Annotated in this window: 25 protein-coding genes; 9 read left to right on the forward strand and 16 right to left on the reverse strand. The window is 64.1% G+C overall.

The features are described from left to right. Positions 1-164 precede the first annotated feature (164 nt). From thrC to ACTJKX_RS14880, 4 genes are all read left to right on the forward strand, one after another. Positions 165-1577, forward strand: a complete 1413-nt coding sequence (thrC, locus tag ACTJKX_RS14865; protein ID WP_440725717.1) for a threonine synthase — start codon at positions 165-167, stop codon at positions 1575-1577. Continuing rightward, the gene (locus tag ACTJKX_RS14870; RefSeq protein WP_440725718.1) at positions 1574-2833 is read left to right on the forward strand and encodes a M16 family metallopeptidase; all 1260 of its coding nucleotides are present in this window, start codon (positions 1574-1576) and stop codon (positions 2831-2833) included. Before thrC ends, ACTJKX_RS14870 begins: the two co-directional genes overlap by 4 nt. Positions 2834-2841: 8 nt before the next feature. Continuing rightward, the gene (locus tag ACTJKX_RS14875) at positions 2842-3429 is read left to right on the forward strand and encodes a GNAT family N-acetyltransferase (RefSeq protein WP_311941391.1); all 588 of its coding nucleotides are present in this window, start codon (positions 2842-2844) and stop codon (positions 3427-3429) included. An 88-nt stretch (positions 3430-3517) separates the two neighbouring features. Next, the gene (locus ACTJKX_RS14880) at positions 3518-3910 is read left to right on the forward strand and encodes a cupin domain-containing protein (protein ID WP_440725719.1); all 393 of its coding nucleotides are present in this window, start codon (positions 3518-3520) and stop codon (positions 3908-3910) included. 88 nt (positions 3911-3998) lie between these two features. Here ACTJKX_RS14880 and galU read toward each other — a convergent pair whose 3' ends face one another. Further along, entirely contained in the window at positions 3999-4874 is an 876-nt protein-coding gene (gene galU, locus ACTJKX_RS14885) for a UTP--glucose-1-phosphate uridylyltransferase GalU (protein ID WP_367626289.1), read from the reverse strand. A 391-nt stretch (positions 4875-5265) separates the two neighbouring features. On the opposite strand from galU, the gene ACTJKX_RS14890 reads away from it, so the two are divergent. Continuing rightward, on the forward strand, positions 5266-8148 hold the full coding sequence (locus ACTJKX_RS14890; RefSeq protein WP_376717743.1) for an EAL domain-containing protein: 2883 nt from the start codon (positions 5266-5268) through the stop codon (positions 8146-8148). A gap of 67 nt (positions 8149-8215) precedes the next feature. Continuing rightward, positions 8216-8836: a transposase gene (locus ACTJKX_RS14895; protein ID WP_440725720.1), complete on the forward strand. Its 621-nt coding sequence runs from the start codon at positions 8216-8218 to the stop codon at positions 8834-8836. Positions 8837-8921: 85 nt separating this feature from the next. Here the strand turns inward: ACTJKX_RS14895 and ACTJKX_RS14900 are convergent, their stop codons facing one another. After that, on the reverse strand, positions 8922-9533 hold the full coding sequence (locus ACTJKX_RS14900) for a YqgE/AlgH family protein (RefSeq protein ID WP_105862609.1): 612 nt from the start codon (positions 9531-9533) through the stop codon (positions 8922-8924). 172 nt (positions 9534-9705) lie between these two features. Between ACTJKX_RS14900 and ACTJKX_RS14905 the strand changes: the two genes are divergently transcribed. The 3 genes from ACTJKX_RS14905 (at position 9706) to ACTJKX_RS14915 (ending at position 11867) form a co-directional block, all read left to right on the forward strand. Then, positions 9706-10545 carry a protein-disulfide reductase DsbD domain-containing protein gene (locus ACTJKX_RS14905; RefSeq protein WP_440725721.1) on the forward strand — a complete coding sequence of 280 codons (840 nt, stop codon included), beginning with the start codon at positions 9706-9708 and terminating at the stop codon, positions 10543-10545. A gap of 96 nt (positions 10546-10641) precedes the next feature. After that, positions 10642-11124, forward strand: a complete 483-nt coding sequence (locus ACTJKX_RS14910; RefSeq protein WP_440725722.1) for a peroxiredoxin — start codon at positions 10642-10644, stop codon at positions 11122-11124. 194 nt (positions 11125-11318) lie between these two features. Continuing rightward, positions 11319-11867, forward strand: a complete 549-nt coding sequence (locus ACTJKX_RS14915) for a YcxB family protein (RefSeq protein ID WP_440725723.1) — start codon at positions 11319-11321, stop codon at positions 11865-11867. A 56-nt stretch (positions 11868-11923) separates the two neighbouring features. On the opposite strand, the gene rnhA is transcribed toward ACTJKX_RS14915, so the two are convergent. The 14 genes from rnhA to ACTJKX_RS14985 all read right to left on the reverse strand — a co-directional run bounded on the left by rnhA (position 11924) and on the right by ACTJKX_RS14985 (position 26510). Then, positions 11924-12409 carry a ribonuclease HI gene (gene rnhA / locus ACTJKX_RS14920; protein WP_440725724.1) on the reverse strand — a complete coding sequence of 162 codons (486 nt, stop codon included), beginning with the start codon at positions 12407-12409 and terminating at the stop codon, positions 11924-11926. Further along, positions 12406-13371: a homoserine kinase gene (locus tag ACTJKX_RS14925; protein ID WP_440725725.1), complete on the reverse strand. Its 966-nt coding sequence runs from the start codon at positions 13369-13371 to the stop codon at positions 12406-12408. Before ACTJKX_RS14925 ends, rnhA begins: the two co-directional genes overlap by 4 nt. Continuing rightward, positions 13371-14360, reverse strand: a complete 990-nt coding sequence (gene ispH, locus ACTJKX_RS14930) for a 4-hydroxy-3-methylbut-2-enyl diphosphate reductase (RefSeq protein WP_440725780.1) — start codon at positions 14358-14360, stop codon at positions 13371-13373. The genes ACTJKX_RS14925 and ispH overlap by 1 nt, the downstream gene beginning before the upstream one ends. 62 nt (positions 14361-14422) lie before the next feature. Next, positions 14423-15058 (reverse strand): response regulator transcription factor, encoded by a 636-nt coding sequence (locus tag ACTJKX_RS14935; protein ID WP_394311713.1) that lies wholly within the window; start codon positions 15056-15058, stop codon positions 14423-14425. Positions 15059-15062: 4 nt separating this feature from the next. Further along, positions 15063-16133: a sensor histidine kinase gene (locus tag ACTJKX_RS14940; RefSeq protein ID WP_394311712.1), complete on the reverse strand. Its 1071-nt coding sequence runs from the start codon at positions 16131-16133 to the stop codon at positions 15063-15065. 75 nt (positions 16134-16208) lie between these two features. Then, entirely contained in the window at positions 16209-16478 is a 270-nt protein-coding gene (locus ACTJKX_RS14945) for a hypothetical protein (protein WP_311941430.1), read from the reverse strand. Between the two features lie 99 nt (positions 16479-16577). Then, positions 16578-17912, reverse strand: a complete 1335-nt coding sequence (locus tag ACTJKX_RS14950) for an ABC transporter ATP-binding protein (protein WP_440725726.1) — start codon at positions 17910-17912, stop codon at positions 16578-16580. A gap of 18 nt (positions 17913-17930) precedes the next feature. After that, positions 17931-19682 carry an ABC transporter permease gene (locus tag ACTJKX_RS14955; RefSeq protein WP_440725727.1) on the reverse strand — a complete coding sequence of 584 codons (1752 nt, stop codon included), beginning with the start codon at positions 19680-19682 and terminating at the stop codon, positions 17931-17933. Positions 19683-19767: 85 nt separating this feature from the next. Then, positions 19768-20088, reverse strand: a complete 321-nt coding sequence (locus ACTJKX_RS14960; RefSeq protein WP_440725728.1) for a hypothetical protein — start codon at positions 20086-20088, stop codon at positions 19768-19770. A gap of 585 nt (positions 20089-20673) precedes the next feature. Continuing rightward, positions 20674-21471 (reverse strand): ATP-binding cassette domain-containing protein, encoded by a 798-nt coding sequence (locus tag ACTJKX_RS14965; protein WP_367626299.1) that lies wholly within the window; start codon positions 21469-21471, stop codon positions 20674-20676. Then, positions 21471-22457, reverse strand: coding sequence for an ABC transporter permease (locus tag ACTJKX_RS14970; RefSeq protein ID WP_068291578.1), 987 nt, complete (start codon positions 22455-22457; stop codon positions 21471-21473). The genes ACTJKX_RS14965 and ACTJKX_RS14970 overlap by 1 nt, the downstream gene beginning before the upstream one ends. A gap of 177 nt (positions 22458-22634) precedes the next feature. Next, positions 22635-23654 (reverse strand): substrate-binding domain-containing protein, encoded by a 1020-nt coding sequence (locus tag ACTJKX_RS14975; RefSeq protein ID WP_440725729.1) that lies wholly within the window; start codon positions 23652-23654, stop codon positions 22635-22637. 149 nt (positions 23655-23803) lie between these two features. Next, a complete protein-coding gene (locus tag ACTJKX_RS14980) occupies positions 23804-25366 on the reverse strand; it encodes an FGGY-family carbohydrate kinase (protein WP_440725730.1) in 1563 nt (520 codons plus the stop codon). Between the two features lie 100 nt (positions 25367-25466). Beyond that, positions 25467-26510, reverse strand: coding sequence for an LLM class flavin-dependent oxidoreductase (locus ACTJKX_RS14985; RefSeq protein ID WP_440725731.1), 1044 nt, complete (start codon positions 26508-26510; stop codon positions 25467-25469). Between the last annotated feature and the right edge of the window lie 32 nt (positions 26511-26542).

Raw genomic sequence — 26542 nt, forward strand, 5'->3', positions numbered from 1 at the left:
AGTTTCCCGTTGATCGGGCCTGTGGTCCGATCAACGGGAAACTGCATCGGAGGCGGCGATACGCACCTTGCCCGTCGGCCCCGGGCGGATTACAGGATGAAGACTTGTGTCCGGGACGGCGCGGCCGGCATTGGCGGCGCTTCCGGCACCGAAAGGATAGAACCGTGCACTATGTCTCCACGCGGGGCGAAGCTCCCGTCCTCGGCTTTTGCGATGCCCTCCTCGCCGGTCTTGCCCGCGATGGCGGCCTCTATGTGCCGCAGCATTGGCCGGTTCTGTCCCACGCCCAGATCGCCTCCTTTGCGGGTAAATCCTATTGGCAGGTGGCCGAGACGGTGATCGCGCCCTTCGTCGGCGACGAGATCGAGCCGGCGGCCCTGCGCCACATGATCCAGGAGGCCTATGGCGCCTTCAATCATCCGGCTGTCGTTCCGCTGGTGCAGATCGGCGACAATCTGTTCGTGCAGGAACTGTTCCACGGCCCCACCCTCGCCTTCAAGGACGTGGCGATGCAGTTGCTCGCCCGGCTGATGGATCATGCCCTCAAGGCGCGCAACAAGCGCGCCACCATCGTCGGCGCCACCTCAGGTGATACCGGCAGTGCCGCCATCGAGGCTTTTCGCGGCCTGGAGCAGGTCGACATCGTCATCCTCTATCCCCATGGCCGCGTCTCCGAGGTACAGCGCCGGCAAATGACCACGGTTGACGCGCCCAACGTGCATGCCGTGGCGCTGGAGGGCAATTTCGACGATTGCCAGGCGCAGTTGAAGGCGATGTTCAACCATCTCGAATTCCGCGACGAGATCGGCCTGTCGGGCGTCAATTCCATCAACTGGGCTCGCATCGTCGCCCAGATCGTCTATTACTTCACCGCGGCGGTGGCCTTGGGTGCGCCGCATCGCAAAGTCTCGTTCTCGGTGCCCACGGGCAATTTCGGCGACATTTTCGCCGGCTATGTCGCCAAGCGCATGGGCCTGCCGATCGAGCGGCTCCTGATCGCCACCAATGTCAACGACATCCTGGCGCGCACCATCGCGACCGGCGTCTATGAGGCGCGCGGCGTGAAGGAGACGTCTTCTCCCTCGATGGACATCCAGGTCTCCTCCAATTTCGAACGCCTGCTCTTCGACGCCTATCGCCGCGATGCCGGCCAGATCCGCCGCCTGATGGGCAATCTCGCCCAATCCGGTGCCTTCGAGATCGACGAGGGCGCCTATGAGGCCATTCGGTCGGAGTTCGACGCCGAGCGCGCCGACGAGAAGGAAGTCGCCAAGACGATCGGCATGATCTGGCGCAATGCCGGCTATCTCCTGGACCCCCACACGGCCGTCGGCGTGATGGCGGCGTGGAAGGCCGAACCCGATCGCCGCGTGCCGATGGTCGTGCTCGGCACGGCTCATCCCGCCAAGTTCCCCGCTGCGGTCAAGGATGCCTCCGGCATCGAACCCAAGCTGCCGGATGCCCTCGCCGATCTCTATGAGCGGCCCGAGCGTTTTACCGTCCTGCCCAATGACCTCGGGGTCCTGGAGGCCTTTGTCCGCAAGCATTCCCGCGCGGCCCAGGGTGCTGCGGCATGAGCGTCGAGGTTACCCGCCTCCCCTCCGGGCTGACCGTCGTCACCGATGCGATGAGCCATCTCGAGACCGCTTCGCTCGGTGTCTTCGCGGGTGCCGGCGCCCGTTCGGAGGGCGAGAAGGAGCACGGCCTTGCCCATCTGCTCGAGCATATGGCGTTCAAGGGCACGCGGACCCGTGACGCCAAGCGCATCGCCGAGGAGATCGAAAGCGCCGGCGGTGAACTCAATGCCGCGACATCGGGCGAGCAGACGGCCTATTATGCCCGCGTGCTGAAGGAAGATGTCGGCCTGGGCTTCGACATCCTGGCCGACATCCTCACCCAGTCTGTCTTCGATACCGATGAACTGACGCGGGAGAAGAATGTCATCCTGCAGGAGATCAGCGCCGTAGAGGACACGCCGGACGATCTGGTCTTCGACATGTTCAACCAGGCCGCCTTTCCGCATCAGCCCCTCGGCCGCCCCATTCTCGGCACGCCCGAGACGGTGATGTCGTTCGACCGCAAGGCGATCCAGACCTATCTCGACACCCATTACCGGGCCGGCCGCATGGTGGTCGCCGCTGCCGGGGCCGTCGAGCATGATCGCGTCGTCGAAGAGGCAGGCCGCCTGTTCGCCCATCTGCCCGAAGGCAGCGGCCCCGAACCGGCTTCGGCCGTCTATCGTGGCGGCGAAGACGTGATGGAGACCGATCACGAGCAGGCCAATGTGCTGATCGGCTTTGCCGGCCGCTCCTACAAGGATGCCCTCAGCCCGGCTCTCGGCATCTTCACCAATCTGGTCGGCGGCGGCATGTCCTCGCGCCTGTTCCAGGAGGTGCGCGAAAAACGCGGCCTGTGCTACTCGGTCTATGCCTTTCAGTGGGGCTATGCCGATACCGGCATTTTCGGCATATCCGCCGGCGCCGGCGCCGACGAGCTGCACGATCTCGTCCCGGTGATCCTGGATACCGTGGCTGCCGCCGCCTCGTCCCCCACCGAGGCCGAAATCGCCCGCGCCAAGGCGCAGATGAAGGCCGGCCTTCTGATGGCGCTCGAATCCTCGGCCATGCGCGCCGAGCAGATGGCGCGCCACATGCTGATCTGGGGCCGACCCCTGCCCCCGGCGGAATTGATTGCCAAGATTGACGCAGTCACCGCCGAGGACGTGCGCCAGGCCGGCGAGGCCGTGCTGGCGTCGCCGCCGACCCTGGCCGCGCTCGGGCCGGTCAAAAAACTGCCCCGTCTCGACAAGATCCGCACCCATCTGGCGGCATGAGGCGGTGAATGTCCTTCCTGCGGCCCTTCTCCTTCGCCGACGTCGTACCGCCGGTCCGTGGCGAGAAGGTCGAGCTGCGTGCCCCGGAAATGCGCGATTTCGAGGCCTGGGCCGCCCTGCGCGGCGCAAGCCGGGAATTCCTGCGCCCCTGGGAGCCGACCTGGCCACCCAATGATCTGACACGCCCGGCCTTTCGGGCCCGGATCAAGCGCTATGGCCAGGATGCGAGGGCCGACGCCGCCTATCCCTTCTTCGTCTTCCGCTCCGATAACGGCGCGCTGGTCGGCGGCCTCACGCTCGGCCAGATCCGCCGCGGCGTGGCGCAGACCGGTTCGCTCGGCTATTGGATGGGTCAGGCGCATGCCGGCCAGGGCCTGATGAGCGACGCCGTGCGGGCTTTACTGCCCTATGCCTTCGGCACGCTGCGCCTGCGCCGGGTGGAAGCCGCCTGCCTGCCGGAGAACGGCCCTTCGATCCGGCTCCTGGAGCGTGTCGGCTTCATCCGAGAGGGCTATGCCCGCTCCTATCTGTGCATCGCCGGCGCCTGGCGCGACCATCTGCTCTACGCCATTCTCTCCAGCGACGAGATCCGTTGAGGCTTTCCAGGGTGAGAAGCGTTGGCTTCACCAGGCGCTCCCGGAGGGCAGGAACGTAAATTCACAGCATCACCGCGCGGAGGGCACCATGATTGGGGAAACTCAACTTGTCATCACCCGGGCAGAGGAGCGGCCACGGGAAGCCTGGGAGGATCCCACCAAGGGGAGCGTGGCCTGGCACACCTTGATCAGCGCTGAGATCACGCCGACCGACAGCCTCAGTGCTGGAATCGCCGTCCTGCCGCCCGGCGGCACCAATCCGCCGCACCGCCATGCCGAAGCGGAGCTCTATCTCATCCTGGAAGGCAGCGGCGTGCTCACGGTCGATGGCGCGGAAAGCCCCGTCGGCAAGGGAGCGGCTATCTTCATTCCCGGCAATGCCTGGCACGCGCTGCGCAACGAAGGCGACGCCGAGCTCCGGCTCTTCTATGTCTTGCCGACCGGACGCTTTTCCGACGTGGTCTACGAGTTTCCCGGTTGAGCCCGAACGTCGCAGCCCGAAGGCGCATTGCCATGTCCGCGCCCAGAAAAATGGCCCGGTTTCCCGGGCCATTTCATCCAGAACCTTGTCAGCCCAGCAGGGCCTTCAACTCGGCCCTCAGTTCGTCACCGAGGCCCTCGCGTTCCAGCGCATAGGCGACATTGGCGGTCAGGAAGCCGATCTTCATGCCGGTGTCGTAGATGCGGCCCTTGAACACCGAGCCGTAGAATTTCTGCCCCTGGGCGAGCTTGAGCATGGAATCGGTGAGCTGGATCTCGCCGCCCGCGCCGCGTTCCTGCTTTTCCAGGAGATCGAAGATCTCCGGCTGCAGGATATAGCGACCGGAGACCGCCAGATTGGAGGGCGCCGTGCCCTTCTTGGGCTTTTCGACCATCTGGGTGATCTCGAAGGCATTGCCGCCCACGCTTTCACCCTTGCCGACGATGCCATATTGATGGGTCTGGTCTTCCGGCGCCTCGAACACGGCGATGTGGTTGCCGCCGACCTTGTCATAGGCATCGACCATCTCCGCAAGGCACCCCTTGCCCTTGCCGTGATGCAGCATGTCGGGCAGCAGCAGGGCGAAAGGCTCGCGTCCGACGATCTCCCGCGCGCACCACACGGCATGGCCGAGGCCGAGCGGAGCCTGCTGGCGCGTGAAACTGGTCTGTCCCGCCGCCGGCAGCGAACGCTGCAATTCCTCATAGGCTTCCATCTTGCCGCGCTCCTTGAGCGTGGCGTCGAGTTCATAGGCGATATCGAAATGATCCTCGATCACGCCCTTGTTGCGGCCGGTCACGAAGATGAAGTGTTCGATGCCGGCTTCGCGGGCTTCATCCACCACGTGCTGGATGACGGGCTTGTCCACCACGGTGAGCATCTCCTTGGGCACCGACTTCGTGGCAGGCAGAAAGCGCGTGCCGAGGCCGGCGACGGGAAATACAGCTTTGCGAATGCGCGTCATAGGAATCCTTTGATCGGTGCCCTTGGGGAAGGTTGGTTGTTCTTATTGCCCCCTCGGATGAAGGAACGGTTTATGCAAGCCTACTCAGAGTCTGGCCCTGCAGCAATCTCAGCCTTGCCAGCTTTGAACGTCAAAAATGAGGTCACGGCGAAATCGCCGGTAACACCCTGCCTACACCGGCTCGGCTTGCACGATGATGACGCTGGACGGAGCTGCGGGCACTCAATCTCCATTCCGCCAACAGGAATCCGACCGGGGCAGCTTGCCCAATTTCGCATTGCTGGCTACTGCTTCTCGACACAATTGAGTGGCAGGTGGGCAGGCCCTTCGAAGTGAGATGAACCAGGACCGTCGCAAGGGGGCGCCGGGAAGCCTGGCTGGAGATCGTATGTTGCAGTTCATTCGCGTCGTCGCAGCCTCCATGGTCATGATGCTCGTCATGGCAATGGTCGGCGGCGTTGCGCATGCCCTGGAGCCGGTGGACGTCAACGGCGAGGTCGATGCGATCGATCTCCTGCCCGCTGTCGAAAGCTATTCCAGCCAGGGCGACCGCATCCAGATCCAGACCGCCCCGGGCGCCGACGGCATCGTGCGCCGCATCGAAGTGCGTTCGAAGCAGCCGGGAACCAATCCGCACTGGATCGTGTTCGCCCTCGCCAACACCACCGACGAGCAGATCGACCGCATCGTGGTGGCACCGCATTTCCGCCTGGTCGGCTCCGGCCTGGTCTGGCCGGATCTCGGTGCCTCGCGCATCGCGGAAATCACGCCCAGCCAGGGCTTCCAGCCCGAACGGCAAGAGGATGACGACGCCGATGTCTTCCGGGTGACGCTCGATCCGGGCTCGCGCGTGACCTTCGTGGCCGAATTGCGCACCTCCAAGCTGCCCCAGCTCTTCCTGTGGGATCCCGACGCCTACAAGGACAAGGTCAACTCGCTCACCCTCTACAAGGGCATCGTGCTCGGCATTGCCGGCCTGCTCGCTTTGTTTCTCACCATCGCCTTCGTGGTGAAGGGCACGGCGATGTTTCCCGCCGCCGCCGCGCTGGCCTGGGCGGTGCTGGCCTATCTCGCCATCGATTTCGGCTTCCTGCACAAATTCCTCGCCATTCCCCCCGATGGAGACAGGGTGTGGCGTGCGGGCGCCGAAGCGGTGTTCTCGGCGACGCTCCTGGTCTTCCTGTTCGCCTATCTCAATCTCAACCGCTGGCATGTGCGCTACTCCGTGGTCTCGGCGCTCTGGCTCACCGCCCTTGCCGCCCTCGTCGGCCTTGCGGTGATCAACGCCCCCGTCGCCGCCGGCGTCGCCCGCATTTCCATCGCCACGCTGGCCGTCGTCGGCCTCTTGATCATCCTGTTGCTGGCCTTCTACGGCTATGACCGGGCCGTGATGCTGATACCCACCTGGACGTTGCTGCTCGGCTGGGTGGCGGCGGCGGGATTGACCATCATGGGCCATCTCACCAACGACCTGGTGCAGCCGGCCCTCACCGGCGGCCTGGTGCTGGTGGTGATGCTGATCGGCTTCACGGTGATGCAACACGCCTTTGCCGGCAGTGCCTTCGCACCCGGCCTGATGACCGATACCGAACGCAAGGCCCTCGCCCTCACCGGCTCCGGCGACGTGGTCTGGGACTGGGACGTGCCGGCCGATCGCATCTATGTCAGCCCCGAGGCCGACCAGCTGCTCGGCGTTGCCCCCGGCGCCCTCGACGGGCCTGCCGCCGAATGGCTCGAGCTCGTCCATATCTTCGACCGCGACCGCTTCCGTACTGCCCTCGACGCGGTGATCGACCAGCGCCGCGGCCGCGTCAGCCTGGATTTCCGCATCCGGGCCGCCGACGGCCATTATATGTGGCTCAACCTCAAGGCCCGGCCGGTGGTGGGCTCGGACGGCGAAGTGGTACGCTGCGTCGGCACCGTCTCCGATGTCACCGAACAGAAGACGGCCGAGGAGCGCCTGCTGCACGATGCCGTCAGGGACAATCTGACCGGCCTGCCCAACCGGGAGCTGTTCACCGATCGGCTGGAAGCGGCGTTGGTCCAGGCCAAGCAGGACGGCACCACCAAGCCGACGGTACTGATCCTCGATCTCGACCGCTACAAGCAGGTCAACGACGCCGTCGGCCATTCCGTCGGCGATTCGATCCTGCTGACGGTGTCGCGCCGCCTCTCGCGCCTGATGAAGCCCCGCGACAGCGTCTGTCGCATCTTCGGTGATCAGTTCGGCGTGCTTCTCATGTCGGAACCTGATCCAGAGCGGATCTCGGCCTTCGCCGAGTCGATCCGTCGCTCGCTGCGCGCGCCCATCGCCGTGGCCGACCGCGAGATCTTCCTCACCGCCTCGGTCGGCGTGGCGATGTACGATCCCCAGGCCCCGGTCAAGGCGGACGAACTGATCAAGGACGCCGAGATCGCCATGTACAACGCCAAGAAGATTGGCGGCGATCGCATCGAGATCTTCCGGTCGGCCATGCGGGTCGAGCGGCCGGACCGCTCCTCCCTGGAGGCCGACCTCAGAAGGGCGATCGAACGCGACGAGCTCAAGGTGCTGTTCCAGCCGGTGGTACGCCTGCAGGATCGCACTATTGCCGGCTTCGAGGCGATCGTGCGCTGGGAGCATCCCAAGCTCGGCCGCTTGCCGCCGGGCGAATTCAACGCCATGGCCGAGGAGACGGGGCTGATCGTCGATGTCGGCCTGTTCGTGCTCGACCGCACCGCCCGCCAGCTGTCGATCTGGCAGCGCCTCGTCGAGGTCGAGCCGCCCTTGTTCGGCATGGTCAACATCTCCAGCCGGCAATTGCTGCGCCAGGACCTCGTCCAGGACATCAAGGCGGTGATGGCGCGGGCCGGCATCGAGCGCGGTTCGCTCAAGCTCGAGGTCTCCGAGAGCCTGGTGATGGAAAATCCCGAATATGCCGCGCAGATCCTGGCTCAGCTCAGCGATCTCGGGGTGGGCCTGGCCATGGATGGCTTCGGCACCGGCTATTCCAGCCTGTCCTACCTCCAACGCTTCCCCTTCGACATGCTCAAGATCGATCCGAGCTTCGTCAAGGAAGGCGAGCGCGGCCGGCCGGTGATCCTGCGCTCGATCATCGCCATGGCGGGCGACCTCGGCATGGAGATCATCGCCGACGGTGCCGAGGCCGATAGCGATGCCGCCGAACTCGGTGAGCTCGGCTGCCAGTTCGCCCAGGGCGAGGCCTTCGGCGATCCCGTCACGGCGGAAGAAGCCCGCAGGCTGATCGCCGGCCCGGTGCGGCTGAGGGCGTGACCTGGAGCGCGGACATCCTGTCCGCTCTTGAAGCCTGCCCCTTGCAGGACGTTTCGAGGGAACCGCCATGGTGGAGAAGAAACACCCGCTGCGGCCACAAGTGGAGTGGCATTCCCGAGGATATCTCCCGCATTGGGAAGCTGGCGAGCATCCACAAAGCATCACCTTCCGTCTCGCGGATTCCCTGCCTAGCGAGCTGCTGAGCCGTTGGGCACGGGATCTGAAGGAGTCCGACCCCGAACTCGTTTCAACCGAGCAGCGCCGGCGCTATGAGGAAGCGCTTGACAAGGGCCATGGGGAAGCTTTGCTCGCGCAGCCCGATGCCGGCTCGATCGTGCAAGCAGCTCTGCTTCATTTCGATGGGGTACGATATCGTCTCCACGCCTGGAGCATCATGCCCAACCACGTTCATGTACTCGCCACACCGCTTGTACCGCATGCGCTATCGGCCATCATTCACTCGTGGAAATCTTTTACGGCACTTCAGATCAATCGCGCCTTAGGGCGGCAGGGAATGCTGTGGTTTCCTGAATATTTTGATCGTCGGATCAGAGATGAGGGCCACTTTCAACGCGCGCTTTACTACATCGAGACCAATGCGGTAAGCGCCGGTTTGTGTGCCCGGGCCGAGCACTGGCCTCATTCGAGTGCAGCGTGCATAAGGGGAAGTAATGAAGTCGAGTTGTGAGGCACGACCAAAGACGTTCGGCAATCACAGATTTATTGGAACCGATTGAGGATTTAAGAGCGGACAGGATGTCCGCGCTCCTCGCCTACGCATGCCCCGCATCCCGCGAGAACAGGCCGGGCTCGATGCCGAGCTTGCGCAGCGCCCGCGTATATTTGGTGTCGACCTGGTCGTCGAACAGCAGCCCCGGATCGGCATCGCAATGCAGCCAGCCATTGGCCTGGATCTCGCGCTCGAGCTGCCCGGCGCCCCAGCCGGCATAGCCCAGCGCCAACAAGGCCTGTTCCGGCCCCTCGCCGATGGCGATGCTGCGCAGAATGTCGAGCGTCGCGGTCAGGCAGATATTGTCTTCGATCGGCATGGTCGAATTGTCGATGAAGACATCGTTGGTATGGAGCACGAATCCCCTGCCGGATTCGACCGGGCCGCCATTGACGATGCGGATCGGCGCGCCCCTCGGTTGACGCATGTCCGAGACGCCGTCAATGACGCCGAGCTGCTTGAGGAGGTCGGGAAAGCGGATATTCTTGGCCGGCTGGTTGACCACGATGCCCATGGCACCGTCGGACGAATGCGCACAGATATAGATCACCGTGCGCGCGAAGCGCTCATCCTGCATGGACGGCGTAGCCACGAGCATCTTGCCGTCCAGGAAACCGCCGGATGAATCGCTGCCAAATGGAATGTACCCTGTCATGGACATGATCGTGCCGCATCGTATCGGCTTTGTTAAGGCATAAATTTGGCCAACCTTGGCGAAGCGCCGGCGGTAGGCTTCACAAGAGTGTCACGCCTTCGTGCATGGCGCTATTGACCATTCGCAGTTATCCGTCTGCCGAGACCCTTGTTTGGAGCCGCAAGCTATCCGAATGTCCAGCCGTCCTGTCCTTGCCATACTCGCCGGGTGCCTCACCTTGTGTGCCCTGCCGGCCTTGGCCGGCTCCCCCAGCCAATCCGATCCAAATCAGGCGGACCCGCACGCCGTCATCCAGCTGCTTGCCGGCCAGGCACATCCGGAAGGCCTGGCAGGCCTGGAGATCCAGCTCGCGCCGGGCTGGAAGACCTATTGGCGCAATCCGGGCGATGCCGGCATTCCCCCGACTTTCGACTGGTCCAAGTCGGAGAATCTGCGCGAAGTGACGGTGCTCTGGCCGGCGCCGAGCCGCTACGACCAGGAGGGCGCATCGTCGGCCGTCTATCACGATCAGATCGTGCTGCCCCTCAAGATCAGCGCGATCGATCCGTCCAAGCCCGTCAAGCTGGCACTCGGCCTCGACTATGCCGCCTGCAAGACGATCTGCGTCCCGGCCAAGGGCAGCGCCGACGTCGTCCTCTCCCCGGGCGCGGTGACGGGAGGGGAAGGCAGCGCCGAGATCGCACAGGCCCTGAAGAAAGTACCGGTATCGCAAGAGATCGGCGCCACGGCTCCCCTCGCCATCAAGCAGATCCGCCTGGACACCGCGACCAATCCGGTTCGCCTGACCATCGATGTCAGCGCCCCCTCCGCCTCCGCGCTGTTCGTCGAAGGACCGATGAAGTGGTACCTGCCGATGCCGGAGCCGGCCGACAAGGCGGACAAGGCCAATCCCCAGAGCTTCGTGCTGCCGCTCGAGGGACTGCCCAAAGGCGCGACCCTCGCCGGAAACGAACTGCGCTTCACGCTCTCGACTGGCGAGGCCGGCGTCGAAAGCCTATATCGGTTGCCGTAGACTCTCGTCATGGCTACTGACCGGCCATCCCGATCGCGCACAGGCGCAAGGGGTGACAGGGCAACGTTCGCCATGGCGTCACCAATGGAGATATCAGTGACGATCAAGCCCGGCGACAAACTCCCCGATGTGACGTTCCGCGCGGTGACGCAGGACATGCCCGAACCCAAGAGCACGGCCGACGTCTTCGGCGGCAAGAAGGTGGTGCTGTTCGCCGTTCCCGGCGCCTTCACCCCCACCTGCCACCGCAACCATCTGCCGGGCTATCTGGAACATTACGATGCCTTCAAGGCCAAGGGCGTGGACACGGTGGCCGTGACGGCCGTCAACGACGCCTTCGTCATGCAGGCCTGGGCCAAGGCCACGGGCGGCCTGGGCAAGATCGAATTCCTCGCCGATGGCAGCGGCGATTTCGCCAAGGCGATCGGCATGGAGCTCGATCGCGTCGCCGCGGGCCTGGGTGTGCGCTCGCAGCGCTACGCCATGCTGGTCGAAGACGGCGTGGTGAAGGTCCTCAACCTCGACGATGGCGGCAAGCTCGACATTTCCGGTGCCGACACGCTGCTCAAGGCGATCTGATTAGGAGGGCTGGTCTTCGGACCAGCCACTTTCATATGACCTGGCTTGATCATGCCATGAGCAAGAACGGTCGGCGTCCAAACGGGTTATCCCGGGAGTTTGGTAACAAATTTCAGAGAGGTGAATCAGATCAACGCTCTGCTACCATACATTCTGAGGAGTGTTAGATTCGCTCCACATGGCATGAGTTATCAATGAGCGATATCCAGAGATCTGTTGAATTAGACGTCACCAAAGATGAGTTTAAATCTTTCGCGAGGTTGATTTATAGATATCACCTTAGAAGATTTTGGTTTAAGTCTAACTTAATATTAGCGATTTGGCTCACCGCCCTTTTTGCCACCCAACTTCCCGATGTCAAATGGTCATTTGGACTAACATCCGGTCAAGTTCTATGCATTACATTGGCGTTAATCGCTTTTTTGTGGCCAATTTTAAACTACCTAATATTTATACCAATTGCTATAGATAAAGAATACAAATATAGAAAGGATTTAAAATCTACCTGTTCGATGTCATGGTCCGAAGACGGTATTAAAACAACTTTCGATCGTGGATCATGGATCACATACTGGAGTGATTACATCGGATGGATGGATAACAAGAAAGTGACGGTATTCTTCATGTCACCTAATATGAGAACCGTGATTCCAAAAAGAATATTTTCCAATGAAACTCAACTGAATGATTTTCGTCAGTGCCTTGTTAATGTCCTAGGAAATCGGCAAGGGCTGCGACCATAGAGCTTGGAAAACGGGTACACCCTTGCGTCTTGAGCGCGCACGTAGTCCCCAGCATCTCACGACAGCGCCGCCGCCCTGTCCCGCTTTTCCTGCTGATAAGGCGCCATCCCCTCGCGTGCTAGCCGGTCGGCCTCCTCGTTGAGCGGGTGGCCGGCATGGCCCTTTACCCAGTGGAACTCGACTTCGTGGCGCTCCAGCGCCGCGTCGAGGCGGCGCCAAAGGTCCTCGTTCTTCACCGGCTTCTTGTCGGCGGTGCGCCAGCCATTGCGCTTCCAGCCATGAATCCAGCCGGTGATGCCGTTCTTGACATATTGGCTGTCCGTATGAAGGTCGACCGCGCAGCCGCGCGTCAAAGCTTCCAGCCCCTCGATCGCCGCCTGCAGTTCCATGCGGTTGTTGGTGGTCTCCAGAGCACCGCCGCACATCGTCTTGCGGTGCTCGCCGAACATCAGAATAGCACCCCAGCCGCCGGGGCCAGGATTGCCCGAGCAGGCGCCATCGGTATAGAGCGTCACCCGCTTTGCCGTCCCTTGGACCGTCATAGGTCGAACCCGTATTCGGCCGGGCTGGCGACGCGCTGGTGGAAGCGCAGCTTCTTCCAATATTCCAGCGGATCCTTCGGCTTCACCAGGGCGCCGGGCGGCACGTTGAGCCAGTCGACCAGGCGCGTCAGCATGAAGCGCAGCGCCGAGCCCCGGGCGAGCACCGGCATGGCTGCCATCTCGGCGTCCGAGAGCGGCCTGACGGCGCGATAGCCTGCCAGGAGTGCCCTGCCCTTTGTGGCGTTGTAGGCATGGTCGGGCTCGAAGCACCAGGCGTTCAGGCAGATCGCGACGTCATAAGCAAGAATGTCGGTGCAGGCGAAATAGAAGTCGATCAGGCCCGAAAGCCGCCCCTTCAGGAAGAAGACATTGTCGGGGAAGAGGTCGGCATGGATGACGCCCGTCGGCAACCCCTGCGGCCAATGAGCGCGATGAAAGGCGAGTTCCTCGGCGATGGCGGCATCGAGGCCGGCCTGCACGCTGTCGGCCCGGCCATCCGCCTGGCCGTAGAGCATCTCCCAGCCGGCGAGAGACAGGGCGTTGGGCCGCTCCATCGGAAAGCCCAGCGTGGCATTGTGCATGGCGGCGAGCGCGCGGCCTACGGCACCGCAATGCTCGACATTCGGTTTCTTGATCCAGACGCCTTCCAGGAAGCTGATCAGGGCGGCAGGCCGTCCGGCGAGTTCCCCCAGCACCTTGCCGTTCCGCCGCCGGATCGGGGTCGGGCAGGTCACGCCGCTTGCGGAAAGATGCTCCATCAGGGCCATGAAGAAGGGCAGGTCATCCCGCCTCACCCGCTTTTCATAGAGGGTGAGGATATAGGCGCCCTTTTCGGTGCGCAGGATGTAATTGGTGTTCTCGACGCCCTCGGCGATGCCCTTGCAGGCCAGTACCCCACCGATATCGTATTCGGCGACGAAACAGGCGAGATCCTCGTCATTGACTTCGGTGTAAACAGCCATCAGCGGGCAACATCTTCTGCAATTTTGCGCATGTCGTTCTCCCTCAGATCCTTCGGCAGCGGGAAGAACACGCTTTCATCGGCGGTCGAGACCGTCTCCACGGTGATGGCATAGCGCTCCGCAAAGGCGTCGAGGATTTCCTCGACCAGGATTTCCGGTGCAGAGGCGCCGGCGGCGACACCCAGGGACTTCAATGCACCGAACCGGTTCCAGTCGATATCGGAGGCGCGCTGCACCAGTTCCGAGATGAGGCAGCCCGAGCGCTCGGCCACTTCGCGCAGGCGCTGCGAATTGGAGGAGTTCGGCGCACCGACCACGATGAAGGCCTCCACCCGCGGCGCCACCGCCTTGACCGCTTCCTGGCGATTGGTGGTGGCGTAGCAGATGTCTTCCTTGTGGGGCCCGACGATCGAGGGGAAACGGACCTTCAGCGCCTCAACGATGTCGCGCGTATCGTCGACCGACAACGTGGTTTGCGTCACATAGGCAAGCGCATCCGGATTGGACGGCGTGAAAGCGGCGACATCGGCAACCGTCTCGATCAGGCTGACGGCGCCGTCCGGCAGCTGCCCCATCGTGCCGATGACCTCGGGATGACCCCGATGCCCGACCAGCACGATCTCGCGCCCGCGCTTGTGGTGGATCTCGGCCTCGCGATGCACCTTGGTCACCAGCGGGCAGGTTGCGTCGATGGCAAACAGATTGCGGCTTGCGGCGGCTGACGGCACCGATTTGGCGACACCATGGGCCGAAAAGATCACCGGCGCACGCGTCTCGGGCACCTCGTCGAGCTCCTCGACGAAGATCGCGCCCTTCGACTTGAGATTCTCGACCACATATTTGTTGTGCACGATCTCATGGCGCACATAGACCGGCGGGCCATAGATCTTCAAGGCCTGCTCGACGGCGTCGATCGCCCTGACGACCCCGGCGCAGAAACCGCGGGGCGAGCAGAGCAGAATGGTGAGGGCGGGATTTTCAGCAATCATCTCGGCCCGGATATGGGGCTGAGCCGCAAGGCCCGTCAAGCGCTTTGGCGACATCGCCGTCGCTATCCCCGCCCTGCCGGCTTGGCGGGCAGCCCGAGGCGGTCCGCCATGCGGATGAGATCGGCCAGCGTATTGGCCTGCATCTTGCGCATGACCTGGCCGCGATGGATCTTCACGGTGATCTCGCTCAGTTCCAGTTCGGCGGCCGTCTGTTTGTTGAGAAGCCCCTGCACCACCAGCGCCATCACCTCCTGCTGGCGCGGTGACAGGGCGGCGTAGCGGTTGCGCAGATCCTCCCCCAGGGCCGTCTCGACACTCTCCGCGCGGCTTTTTTCCAGGCACGCCGCCACGGCATCGAGAAGATCCTGCTCGCGGAAGGGTTTGAGCAGGAATTCCATGGCTCCGGCCTTGATGGCCCGGACCGACATCGGCACGTCGCCATGGCCGGTCAGGAAGACGATCGGAATGGCATCCCCTGCCCCGACCAGTTCGGCCTGGAAGTCGAGGCCGCTCTGTCCGGGCATGCGCACGTCGAGTACCAGGCAGGACGCTCCCTCCGAGCGCCGATACTGCATGAACTCTCGGGGCGAGGCGAAGCAGCGGACGCGATAGCCGACCGATCTCAGCAGGCTGTCCAGCCCATCCCTGACCATGGGATCGTCATCCACCACATAGACGGTCGCGCTTTCTTCCGACATGGGTCTAATCCTTGCGTCCGCGCTCTCGCGCCAGCGGCAGCGTGAAGCGAAAAATGCTGCCATGCGGCATAGCGGCCCGGGCCTCTATACTCCCGCCATGCGCCTCGACGATGGAACGGCTGATGGCCAATCCAATGCCCATACCGTCCTCCTTGGTGGTAAAAAAGGAATCGAAGACATGCTCTATCGCCTGTGGCGACAGGCCAGGGCCGGTATCGGTGACGGCAATGGTGACCTCCCTGTCGTCGGCTGAGGTGTTGACCGTTATCTCCCGGTTTCCCTGTTTCGTTTCCACCGCCGCCTCGACGGCATTGGCGACGAGGTTGAGCAGGACCTGCTGCAATTGAACCCGATCGCCCATCACCGGCAGCAGGCCATGCAGCAATTCGGTCCGCAGCAGGATGGCATTCGCACGCAGCTTGCCCCGCATCAGGGCCAGTGTCTCGTCGATCACTTCGACCATGTCTACGGGTTCGCGCGAGGGCGGAGCGCGGCGCACCAGGCGGCGCACCCGCTCCACCACTTCGCCAGCCCGTTCGGCGGCTTCCACGATCCGATTGAGGGCATGCCGAGCCTCGTCCTGATTGGGCGGCGAGGCGGAAAGCCAGCGCAGCGCGGCATTGCTGCTGGCACCGATGGCGGCCAGAGGCTGGCTGACCTCATGAGCAATGGAGGCGGTGAGCTCGCCCAGCATGGTGATGCGCGAGATGCGGGCTAGGTCGGCCTCGGCACGGCGCACGGCGAGATCGGCAAGCTCGATCCGGATGGCAAGATAGGTGGTCGCGCCGATAGCCACCAAGCTGAGGGAGCTGTTGGCGATACCCGCCTCGGTATCGCCCCTCACCGTCATGAAGAAGCTGAGCACGGTCAGGAGGCTGCAGGCCAATCCGACGATCAGCACGGTCCGCGGCCGCCCCGTCCACACCGAGATCAGCACCACGACGACATGCAGCACGGCAACGGCGATTTCCAGATCGGTGACGGTGTCCGCCACGAAAATGAGCAAGGCCAGCCCGGCCATGGCGAGCCACAGCAGCGGCATGTCGATGGTCGATCCCAGGCGTTCGCGTTTCACCAACTGCGTTCCCCGTCGTGGAAGGGCTGTCCCACATCCTTGCCGCCATCCACGCCAGGCCTGCGAGCGCGTCCCTCAGGCGCGATGGCGGGAATACCGCCGCAGATGTCGGCGCAACAGCACCACGCCCACCTTGTTGAGGCCTGCGGCCATGCGAAGCAAGCCTTGCGTCTCCGGCGGCAGCAATTGCCTGCGAAGGAAAAGGCGGCGCGTGAGCCAGGACAGGCCGTCGGCGCCCGACAGGACGAGGCCGATGGCGAGCAACGATGCCCTGTTTTCGACCCGGCCGCCCGCCTTCTGCAGCGCGATGATGGTCCGCGCGAGTTCTTGATTATCCCGGAGCATGTTTCACCTGCCTTCGCCATGAAGGATGGCAAGGCTCCCGCCGGCGCCGGTGGCGGGAGCACGACCACGATATCGACGATCACCAAGCGCTCGAGGCGTTCAGCTCGGGTTCTCCAGCGTGAAGAGATCCGCCACTTCGTCATAGGCGAAATATTCGGCGTAGCGGGCGAGGCTGATCACGGACCGTACGGTACCGGCGGCATAGTCCTCCGACATGTGGTCCTCGAGCTCGTCGCGAAAGCGGCGGGCCGGCGCCTGATGGCTCGGCCTTTCGTCGAGGATGCGGCGAATATGGGCCGCCAGCGGCACATAGGTCGCCAATTGCTGTGCAAACTGGCGTTTGCGCTCGTCCACCTCGCTTTCGGCGAAGCGCTTCCCCGCCGCGGTAAGGCGGATGTCGCCGCCCTCCAGCTCGGCAAAACGCAGCAGCTGCAGGGTCTCGGCTACCGGGAAGAGTTCGTCGATCTCGAGATGCAGGCCGGCAGCCAAGGGCGGCAGGTCGGCCTTGCCGTGATAGGGAGCCGCCGCCACCGCCTCGATCAGGCCGGCGAGTTCGTTGGAGGAAACCTTGGGCAGCACCATGGCGATGCCCGTGCCGGGGAAGAGGCCGTCCCGCGCCGGAACCGAACCAGGACGTGCGGTCATGCGGGCGTAGATGTCCTCCACCAGGGCCCGGAAAGCCGGATCGAGCCGGTTGCGCGGCTGTGGCAGGTCGACGCGGACTTCTCCGATCACCCGGCCCGGATTGGAGCCGAAGATCAGGATGCGGTCGCACATCAGCACCGCCTCCTCGATATTGTGGGTGACCATCAGGATCGCCTCGATCGGCATGCGGCCTTCGCACCACAGATCGAGCAGGTCCGTGCGCAGGGTCTCGGCGGTGAGCACGTCGAGGGCCGAGAAGGGTTCATCCATCAAGAGGAGCTTGGGATGCACCACCAGAGCGCGGGCCAGGCCGACGCGCTGGCGCATGCCGCCCGACAGTTCCTTGGGATAGGCGTTCTCATAGCCGTCGAGCCCGATGAGATCGATCGCGGCCAGGGCCCGCTTGCGGCGTTCTGCCGGCAGGACACCCTGCGCCTCGAGCCCGAGCTCGACATTCTGCTGTACGGTAAGCCAAGGAAACAGGGCAAAGCTCTGGAACACCAGCGAAATGCCGCTGCGGGTGCCGCTGACGGGCTCGCCCTGGAAGGAGACACTGCCTTCGCTGGGCCGGATCAGGCCGGCGATCGCGCGGAGCAGAGTCGACTTGCCGGAGCCGGAGCGGCCGAGCAGGCCGACGATTTCGCCGGCCCGCAGCGTGAGATCGACCCTGTCGAGCACGACGAGCGGGCTCGACCCGCCCTTGTCATAGGTCTGGCGCACGCCGAGGACGGATACCAGCGGGGCATCCTTGATGGTGACGGGAGCGTTCATGGTAACGGGAGCGTTCATGGCGAGATCTCCGGGCGATCAGTCGAGGCGCAGGCGGCGTTCCGCGAACACATAGAGCGGGCGCCACAGCAGGCGGTTGAACAAGGTGACGAAGAGCGACATCACGGCGATGCCGAGCACGACACGCGGAAAGTTTCCCGCCTCCGTCGCCCTGGCGATGTAGGAGCCGAGGCCGTAGGCCTCGAGCCTGGTATTTCCCCAGCTCACGAGTTCGGCGACGATGCTGGCGTTCCAGGAGCCGCCCGAAGCCGTGAGGGCACCGGTCACGTAATAGGGAAAGATCCCCGGCAGGATCACCCGGCGCCACCAGGTCCAGGACCGGATCTGGTAGATCCAAGCCGCTTCCTTGAGATCGGTGGGAAAGGCGCCGGCACCGGCAATGACGTTGAACAGGATGTACCACTGCGTCCCCAGCACCATCAGGGGCGACAGCCAGATGTCGGGACTTGCCCCCGTCGCGACGATGGCGATGACGGCAAAGGGAAACAGCACGTTCGCCGGGAAGGCGGCCAGAAACTGGGCCAGAGGCTGAACCCGCTCGGCCAGGGCCGGGCGCAGGCCGATCAGCACGCCGATCGGCACCCAGATCAGGCTTGCCACCGCGATGAGGACGATGACGCGCAATAGCGTCGCGAGGCCGCCGCCCAGCGCTTCGAACGCGTCGCTCCAGGACAAGCTCTGGCGCATATAGGCGATCGCCACGAAGATCCCCCAGGCCGTGACAGCGAGCACCAGGCCAAGCCAGAGGCGATCGATCAAAGGCGAGGTCGCCCGTCCGGGCCGAAAGGATGCCTTGCCCGATCGTCCGATGCGCACCAGCATCAGGCGCTGCCAGATCCAGGCCAGCGGCGCGATCAGCCGCTTCATCAGCCTGGTATGGCGGATGAGGTCGTAGACCCAGGAGCGCGGCCTTTGCTGGCTGGCCGTCTGCTCGACGCGGAACTTGTCGGCCCAGGCGACCACCGGCCGGAACAGGAGCTGATCGTAGAGCACGATCAGGATGCCCATCGCCGCCACGGCCCAGCCGACTGCGACGAAGTTCTTCTGGTCGATGGCGAGCGCCAGGAAGGAGCCGATGCCGGGAAGCTGCACGGTGGTATTGCCCACCGTGATCGCCTCGGAGGCGACCACGAAGAACCAGCCGCCGGACATGGACATCATGGTGTTCCAGATCAGGCCCGGCGCCGCGAACGGCGCCTCCAGGCGCCAGAAGCGCTGCCAGCCGGACAGCCTGAAGCCGCGGCTGACCTCGTCCAGGTCTCCAGGCACCGTGCGCAGGGACTGGTAGAAGGAAAAGGCCATGTTCCAGGCCTGGCTGGTGAAGATCGCGAAGATCGAGGCGCATTCCGCTCCGAGCTGGCTGCCGGGAAACAGGCCCATGAAGAAGGTGACGGTGAAGGTCAGGAAGCCGAGCACCGGAACCGACTGCAGGATGTCGAGGGCCGGGATGATGATCAGCTCGGCCCGCCGGCTCTTGGCCGCGAGCGTGGCCACCACGAAGGTGAAGACCAGCGAGGCTATGATGGCGGCAAACATGCGCAAGGTGGTGCGCAGCGCATATTCCGGCAGGCGCGCCGGATCGAGCGAGACCGGGGCCCCTGAGAGGGCGTCGAGCGGTGTCCGCATCGCGGCAGCGCCATGCAGCACCAGGGCAATGAGCGCGATCACCAGCCCGCAGGCAATCAGATCGTAGAGATTGGGCAGGAGGCGCCCGCGGGCGAAAGCCGCGACGGAGCGCTGACCGGAACGGTCATGGGGCAGGAAAACCATGGCGAACCTCGTGGGAGGGCAAGGTCGGAAAAGGCAGGATGCTGGGAAAAAGGCGAGCTCTTGCAGGGCCCGCACCGAGAGACACTCAGCGCGAGCCGACGGCCGTTCCGGCGCATTTCGAACAAGGGGGGTAGAAAGCGTCCGTCTCTTCACCGGCGTCGGACAGGCGCCAGCGGCATTCGAGCCGACCCGTGTCCGGGTTCAGGTGCCAGGCTGCCCGGAGACAACCGCGGATCGTGCCGGGTTGTCGTTCCATCCGATCAGACCGGAAAGAGGCATCCGATGGCGTGAGCGATGCGCCGGGCGCAGTTGTACGGGCCTTGACCCGGAAGGCAAGGATGACGGCGCCGCGAACAGGCGGCGTGACGGCCGAGACACGGCCGCGGAACGGAATGACGTTGTTCATGTTTCACCTCGTCGGGCCGCCTTTGGCCAGACCCGCGAGGCAAGACGGCGCGGACTTAAGGCCGGCCGGTCATAGCCCGGCGCGCGAGACCGCCGGCGTTCCAGATCGATGGCGCACCCCTCCGGCGACGGCTGGGAGCCGAAGCCGGACGGCTACTGCGATCGTTGTCCATGTGCTTCCACAGCTGATTGTTCGGGTGTTATCCAAGGTGTCGGGCACCGCGGATACAGAGCCCTTCTGTCATTGCCCCAAAGCGGGGTCAACCGTGCCTTGGTGTGTGAAGACCATACCTTGGTATGGGGACGTCGGCGCTGACTGGGCGGCGCGGCAACGCTCGACGGGCAGCTTATCCAATAGTCTCATCCACGCCGGCACACATGCCACGTTGGTAAGAAAAGGCGCCGGCATCCGTTCCCGACTTCGGGGACGGATGCCGGCGCCTTGTACTGGCAATACTGAGATGTGTGCAGCGGATAACCGCGCAGTGGAGAAGACAAATCGTTCCTTGCTCCGCCCCGTCTCAGGCCAAGACAGGCGACAAGTTCCGACCACGACGTACGATCCGGAAGCACCTCTTTGATGGCATCACCCCTGACCGCGCTTTTCGAAATCCTCGACCTTGGCCGCGCCGGTCATGATGGCCACCACGTCGGCCATCGAATGGGTCTTGGGACTTACCACGGCGGCCCGGCGGCCCAGTCGCATGATGTGGATACGGTCGGCGAGCTCGAACACATTGGGCATGTTGTGGCTGATCAGCACGACGGGCAGGCCACGGTCACGGATGGTGCGGATCAGTTCCAGCACCTGGCCGGTCTCGCGCACGCCGAGCGCCGCCGTCGGCTCGTCCATGATCGCCAGCTTCTTGGCGAACAAGGCCGCTCTCGCCACCGCCACGCCCTGGCGCTGGCCGCCCGAGAGAGCCTCCACCGCGTTGTGGATCGACGGCAGCCGGAATTTCAGTTCCGCCATGGCCTTGCGCGCTTCCTCGCGCATGCGCGCCTTGTCCAGGCGACGGAACACGCTGCCGAGCACGCCGGGCATGCGCAATTCGCGCCCGAGGAAGAGGTTCGAGGAAATGTCGAGGGCGGGTGCCACCGCCAGATCCTGGTAGACGGTCTCGATGCCGCGATGGCGGGCATCGAGCGGCCCCTTGAAATGCACGGGCTGGCCATCGAGCAGGATTTCGCCGCTGTCCGGCTTGAGGGCTCCGGTCAGTGCCTTGATCAGGGAGCTCTTGCCAGCGCCGTTGTCGCCGACGACAGCGAGAATCTCACCTTTGCGCAGCTCGAAATCCACCCCGTCCAACGCCGTGACATGGCCATAGCGCTTGATGACGTTGCGGGCCTCGAGGATGACCTCGGAAGAAGCGGATGCCGTCATCAGCGCCTCCCGCGCGAAAGCTGGTCGAAGGCCACCGCCACGATCACCAATATGCCCGTGATCAAGTCCTGCCAGAGCGGATCGATGCCGGCGAGCGTCAGACCGTTGCGCAGCACGCCCACGATCAGCGCGCCGATCAGCGTGCCGACGAGGCCACCGCGGCCGCCGAACAGCGAGGTACCGCCGATCACCACGGCGGTGATCGAGTCGAGATTGGCCGTCTGCAGCGAATTGGGATCGGCATTGGGAATGCGGCCGAGCGCCAGCCAGGCGGCGATGCCATAGAGCAGGCCGGCGAGCACGTAGACCGAAAGCAGATGCCGCCTGACGGGAATGCCGACCAGCCGCGCCGCCTCGGGATTGTTGCCGATGGCATAGACGTGACGGCCCCATTTGGTCTGGTTCAGCAGATACCAGACCAAGGCATAGAGCAGCAGCATGGCGAGGACGCCATAGGTGACCACGAAGCCGCCGATGAGTTCGCCATTGCCGGTCCAGCTCAGGAATTCGTCATCGACCGGAAAGGCACCGCCGGCGGAGATCAGGCGCAGGGCAGCCGTGATGATGCCGAGCGTGCCGAGCGTGACGATGAAGGGCGGCAGCTTCAGCCCGCTGATCAGGCCGCCGGCCACGGTGCCCGACAGGGTGCAGAGCACGATCGCCACGCCCATGGACAGCACGGGATCATAGCCGAGCGCCGCCATCTTGCCGGCGATGATGGTGCCGAGCACGCAGATCGCCCCGACGGCGAGGTCGATGCCCGCGGTCAGGATGATCAGGGTCTGGCCGATCGCCAGCGTGCCGACCACCACGGTCTGCTGCAGGATCAGCGAGATGTTCTGCAGGGCAAGGAAACGCTCGTTGATGCTGGCGAAGATGACGCAGAACAGCGCCAATACCAGGAAGGGCCCAGCCGAAGGCACCGCGAAGATGCGCGCCAGGAGGCTGCGCTTCTCTTCAGGTGCGGGAACCGTGGTCGTGCTCATACGATCCTCGACGATATCGAGAAAAGCTCGGCCTTTGTCATGCCCGGGCTAGTCCCGGGCATCCAGATACCGCAACCCAGCGAGATTGTGGCTCTCCGGATCACCGGGACAAGCCCGGTGATGACAAAAAGTCGAGCTTCCTGCGATTTTCCGATCACGTTCTGGGTAGGGTCAGGCTTATTCGCCGCCCCAGCAATTCTTGAGGCCCCAGGCGGTGTCCTTGGAATCGAGACCCGCCATCGGCTTGTCGGTGATCAGCTCCGAGCCGGTGTTGATGAAGCCGCTCGGCTTCTTGCCGGTCTTGGCGTATTCGGCAACGGCATCGACGCCGGCAACCGCCATCTTGTAGGGGAACTGCATCACGGTGGCGGCGACCTTGCCGGACTTGACGTCCTTCACGCCCTGGCAGCTGCCGTCGATCGAGGTCAGCATCACCGCCTTGGCCTTGCCGAAGGATTTCAGTGCCGCATAGCCGCCGGCCGCGGCCGGCTCGTTGATGGTGTAGACGACATTGATGTCGCCATTCTTCGACAGGAGGTTCTCCATGCCGGTCTGGCCCTTGTCCTGCGCGCCATTGGTGATGGCGGAGCCGGCGATGACCGGGTCGCCCTCCTTGATGCCGAAGCCCTGCAGGTAGCCGTTGTGGCGGAAGGTATCGACCGTGCCACCCGGCGTGCCGTCGAGCATGGCGAGCACCGGCTTCTTGTCGCCCATGGCCTTCTTGGCATAGGTGCCCTGCTTGACGCCGGCCTCGAAATTGTCGGTGGCGTAGGTAGCGTCGACCGCATCGGCCGGATCGGTCGCCGTGTCGAGCGCGATCACCAGGATGCCGGAGTCGCGTGCCTTCTTGATGATGCCGAGCATACCGGTCGAATTGTTGGGCGTCACCAGGATGCCCTTGGCGCCGGCAGAGATCAGGTCCTCGATCGCCGCGACCTGGCCTTCATTGTCGCCGTCGAACTTGCCGAAGCGGGCGATCAGCTTGAGGCCCTTCTTCTTGGCTTCGGCCTCGGCGGCCTGGCGCAGCTTGACGAAATAGGGATTGACCTCGGTCTTGGTAACCAGACCGACGATCACTTCGCCTGCCGCCTGGGCCTTGTCGGCCACGGCGAGGGACGAAAACACGGCAAAGCCGAGGGCGGCCGTGGTGGCGAGGGCAGTGGACGTGAAGATGCGGCTCAGGCGGAGCGCTGACATGAAATCCTCCCAGATTTTTGAATGGAGCTTGGCGCTCTCTTCTCGACGATGGCCTTTCCATCGCAGGAAGCGGATTAATGCATCATCGCTGAATGATTGCAAATATATTTTGCCTGTTTTCAGGCATAACGGCGCCGCCGCTAAGGGAGCTATTGGATATTACCGATCCGGTTGAGCGCATGCATGGCCGTTCGCAGCGAAGCATCACCTGCCAGGGCGGCGTAGCTGCGATAGAGATCGGCATAGACGGATGCGGCCCGGGCGTCCGGCCGATAGGTCCTGAACGCCCGGGCGCCGAACCTCGCGCCGCCATCGGGATAATCGGCGACGACCCCGGCCGCGATGGCGCCATGGATGGCGGCACCCACCGCGGTGGGATTGTCGATTTCGGGCACCTCGACCGCGCGCGCGAAGACATCGGCCATGATCTGCACCAGCAGGGGATTGTTACGGGCAAGGCCGCTCGACAGGATCAGGCGGTCGATGGGAAAGCCTCCGGCGATGAAGAGATCCTGGATGCTGCGCGCACCATAGGCGAGCGACTCCAGCAGAGCCCTGTAGATGCCGGCCGCCGTCGTGCCCGTGGTCAAGCCGAGGAGCAGGCCGCTCAGGCCGGAATCGGCCAGAGGCACGCGGTTGCCGCTCCACCAGTCGAGTGCCAGGAGATGGTTGGCGCCCGGTGCAAGACCAGCCGCCTCTTCATTGTAGAGCCTGAAATTTTCAGCCGCATCCCCAGCGCGCGGGAAGGTCTTGACGAACCAGGCGAGCGTATCGCCAAAGCCGGCCTGGCCCGATTCATAGCACCATAGGTCACGCATCGACCCATCGAAGGCCACGCCCTCGATGCCCTGGGGCAAGGGCCGGAATTCGCGGCCGAGCATGAGATAGACGGCGGAGGTGCCAAGAGCCCCGACGAGGCAGCCATCGCTGACGCCGCCGACGGCCGGCAGCACGACATGGGAATCGATCACCGCCACAGCAACGGCCGCCTGCCCGCGAATGCCGGTACGCTCACGCCAGGCGGCCGACAGGCCCCCCGCCGAGCTGCCGGCCCGCCGGGGCGGCCTCAGGCGGTCGGCCAGACCCTCGACGATGCCATCGGGATAGCCCGCCCCATCGGCATATTGCGCCTTGTAGGCGGCAAAGCCGAGGCTGCGTGTCTCGCGCCCGGTCAATTGCCAGACGAGCCAGTCACCCGCCTCGATGAAACGCCCCGTCTCCTGCCACAGTCGCGGTGCCTCCTGCGCCAGTTGCGCCGCCTTGGCCAGCAGCCACTCGGCCGAGAGCTTGCCGCCGAAATTATCGAGGAAGGCCCCGCCCCGCGCATTGATGGCCTCGGCCTGCGCCTGGGCGGCACCATGCTTCCACAATTTCACATAGGCGTGCGGCTCCTGCGGGTGGAGGCGCGAGAGCGGCACGCCCTCCGCCGTGGCCGGCAGCGGCGAACTGGCGGTGAAGCCGAGGCCGATGCCTTCGACTTGCCTGTCCCGGCCGAGGGCCGACAGGATGGCCTGAGCCGCCTCGATATAATCGTCGGCGTTCTGGAGCGCCCAGAGCGGCGGCAAGGCCGGTCCCTCGGGCAGGCGGGTCATCACGCCATGGCGATAGGGCACCGCGTGGCTGGCGACCTGCTTGCCGCTCTCGACATCGACGAGCACGCCACGCGCCGATTCCGTGCCATAGTCGAGGCCGATCAGATAGCGACGTGTCATGGCTGCGCCTTTCCCACTTGTGCAGGCTCAGCTTAGGCGCCATTGCCAGCAAAGCAACACTTTTGTCTATTTTCAGGCAAAAGTGTTGCTTTATACCGCCTCATGCCGGTACGGGAGCCAGCGCCTTCCGGACAGCCGGGGCAACCACGGTGCCGAAGAGCTCGATCGATTTCATCATCTTGGCATGGGGAATACTGCCCATGGAGAACTTGATCAGGAAGCGCTGGTGCCGGAACAATTCATGCTCGGCCAGGATCTTGTCGATCACGGCACTGGGATCGCCGACGAAATCGGACCCTTGCGGGGCGCGCGAGGCTTCGAACTGCGCCCGGCTCAGCGGCGGCCAGCCGCGTTCGCGGCCGATGCGGCCCATGACATCGACATAATAGGGGAAGATCTCGTCCGCCGCCCTGTCGCCGTCCTCGCCGATATAGCCATGCGAATTGATGCTGACCGGCAACCTGGCCGGATCATGCCCGGCCCGGCGCGCCGCCTCGCGATAGAGATCGACCAGCGGCTTGAATCGCGCCGGCTCCCCGCCGATGATGGCAAGCGCCATCGGCAGACCGAGCGTGCCGGCGCGGATCACCGATTGGGGATTGCCGCCAACGCCGACCCAGACTGGCAAAGGCTGCTGGACCGGACGCGGATAGATGCTCTGGCGGTCGAGCGACGCACGATGCTCGCCCTGCCAGCTCAGCGTGGTCTGCTCGCGGATCTTCAAGAGCAGGTCCAGCTTCTCGGCGAACAGGCTGTCGTAATCCTTGAGGTCGTAGCCGAACAGCGGGAAGGACTCGATGAAGGAGCCCCGCCCCGCCAGGATCTCGGCCCGCCCGCCCGACAGAAGGTCCACGGTCGAGAATTCCTGGAACACGCGCACCGGATCGTCCGAGCTGAGCACGGTGACGGCGCTGGTAAGGCGGATGCGCTTGGTGCGCATGGCCGCCGCCGCCAGCAGTACGGCGGGGGTGGAAGCGGCGAAGTCGGGACGATGATGTTCGCCGATGCCGAAGACGTCGAGGCCGAGCTGGTCGGCAAGCTCGACCTCCTCCATCAGATTGGCAATGCGCTCCTGAGCACTGATGACGGTGCCGGTGGCGGGATCCGCGGTGGTTTCCGCGAAGGTGTACAGGCCGAGTTCCATAGGTGTCGCGCCTCACCGGGAACGAAGCGTCC

Source organism: Labrys sp. 22185 (assembly GCF_052045555.1).
GTDB lineage: Bacteria > Pseudomonadota > Alphaproteobacteria > Rhizobiales > Labraceae > Labrys > Labrys neptuniae.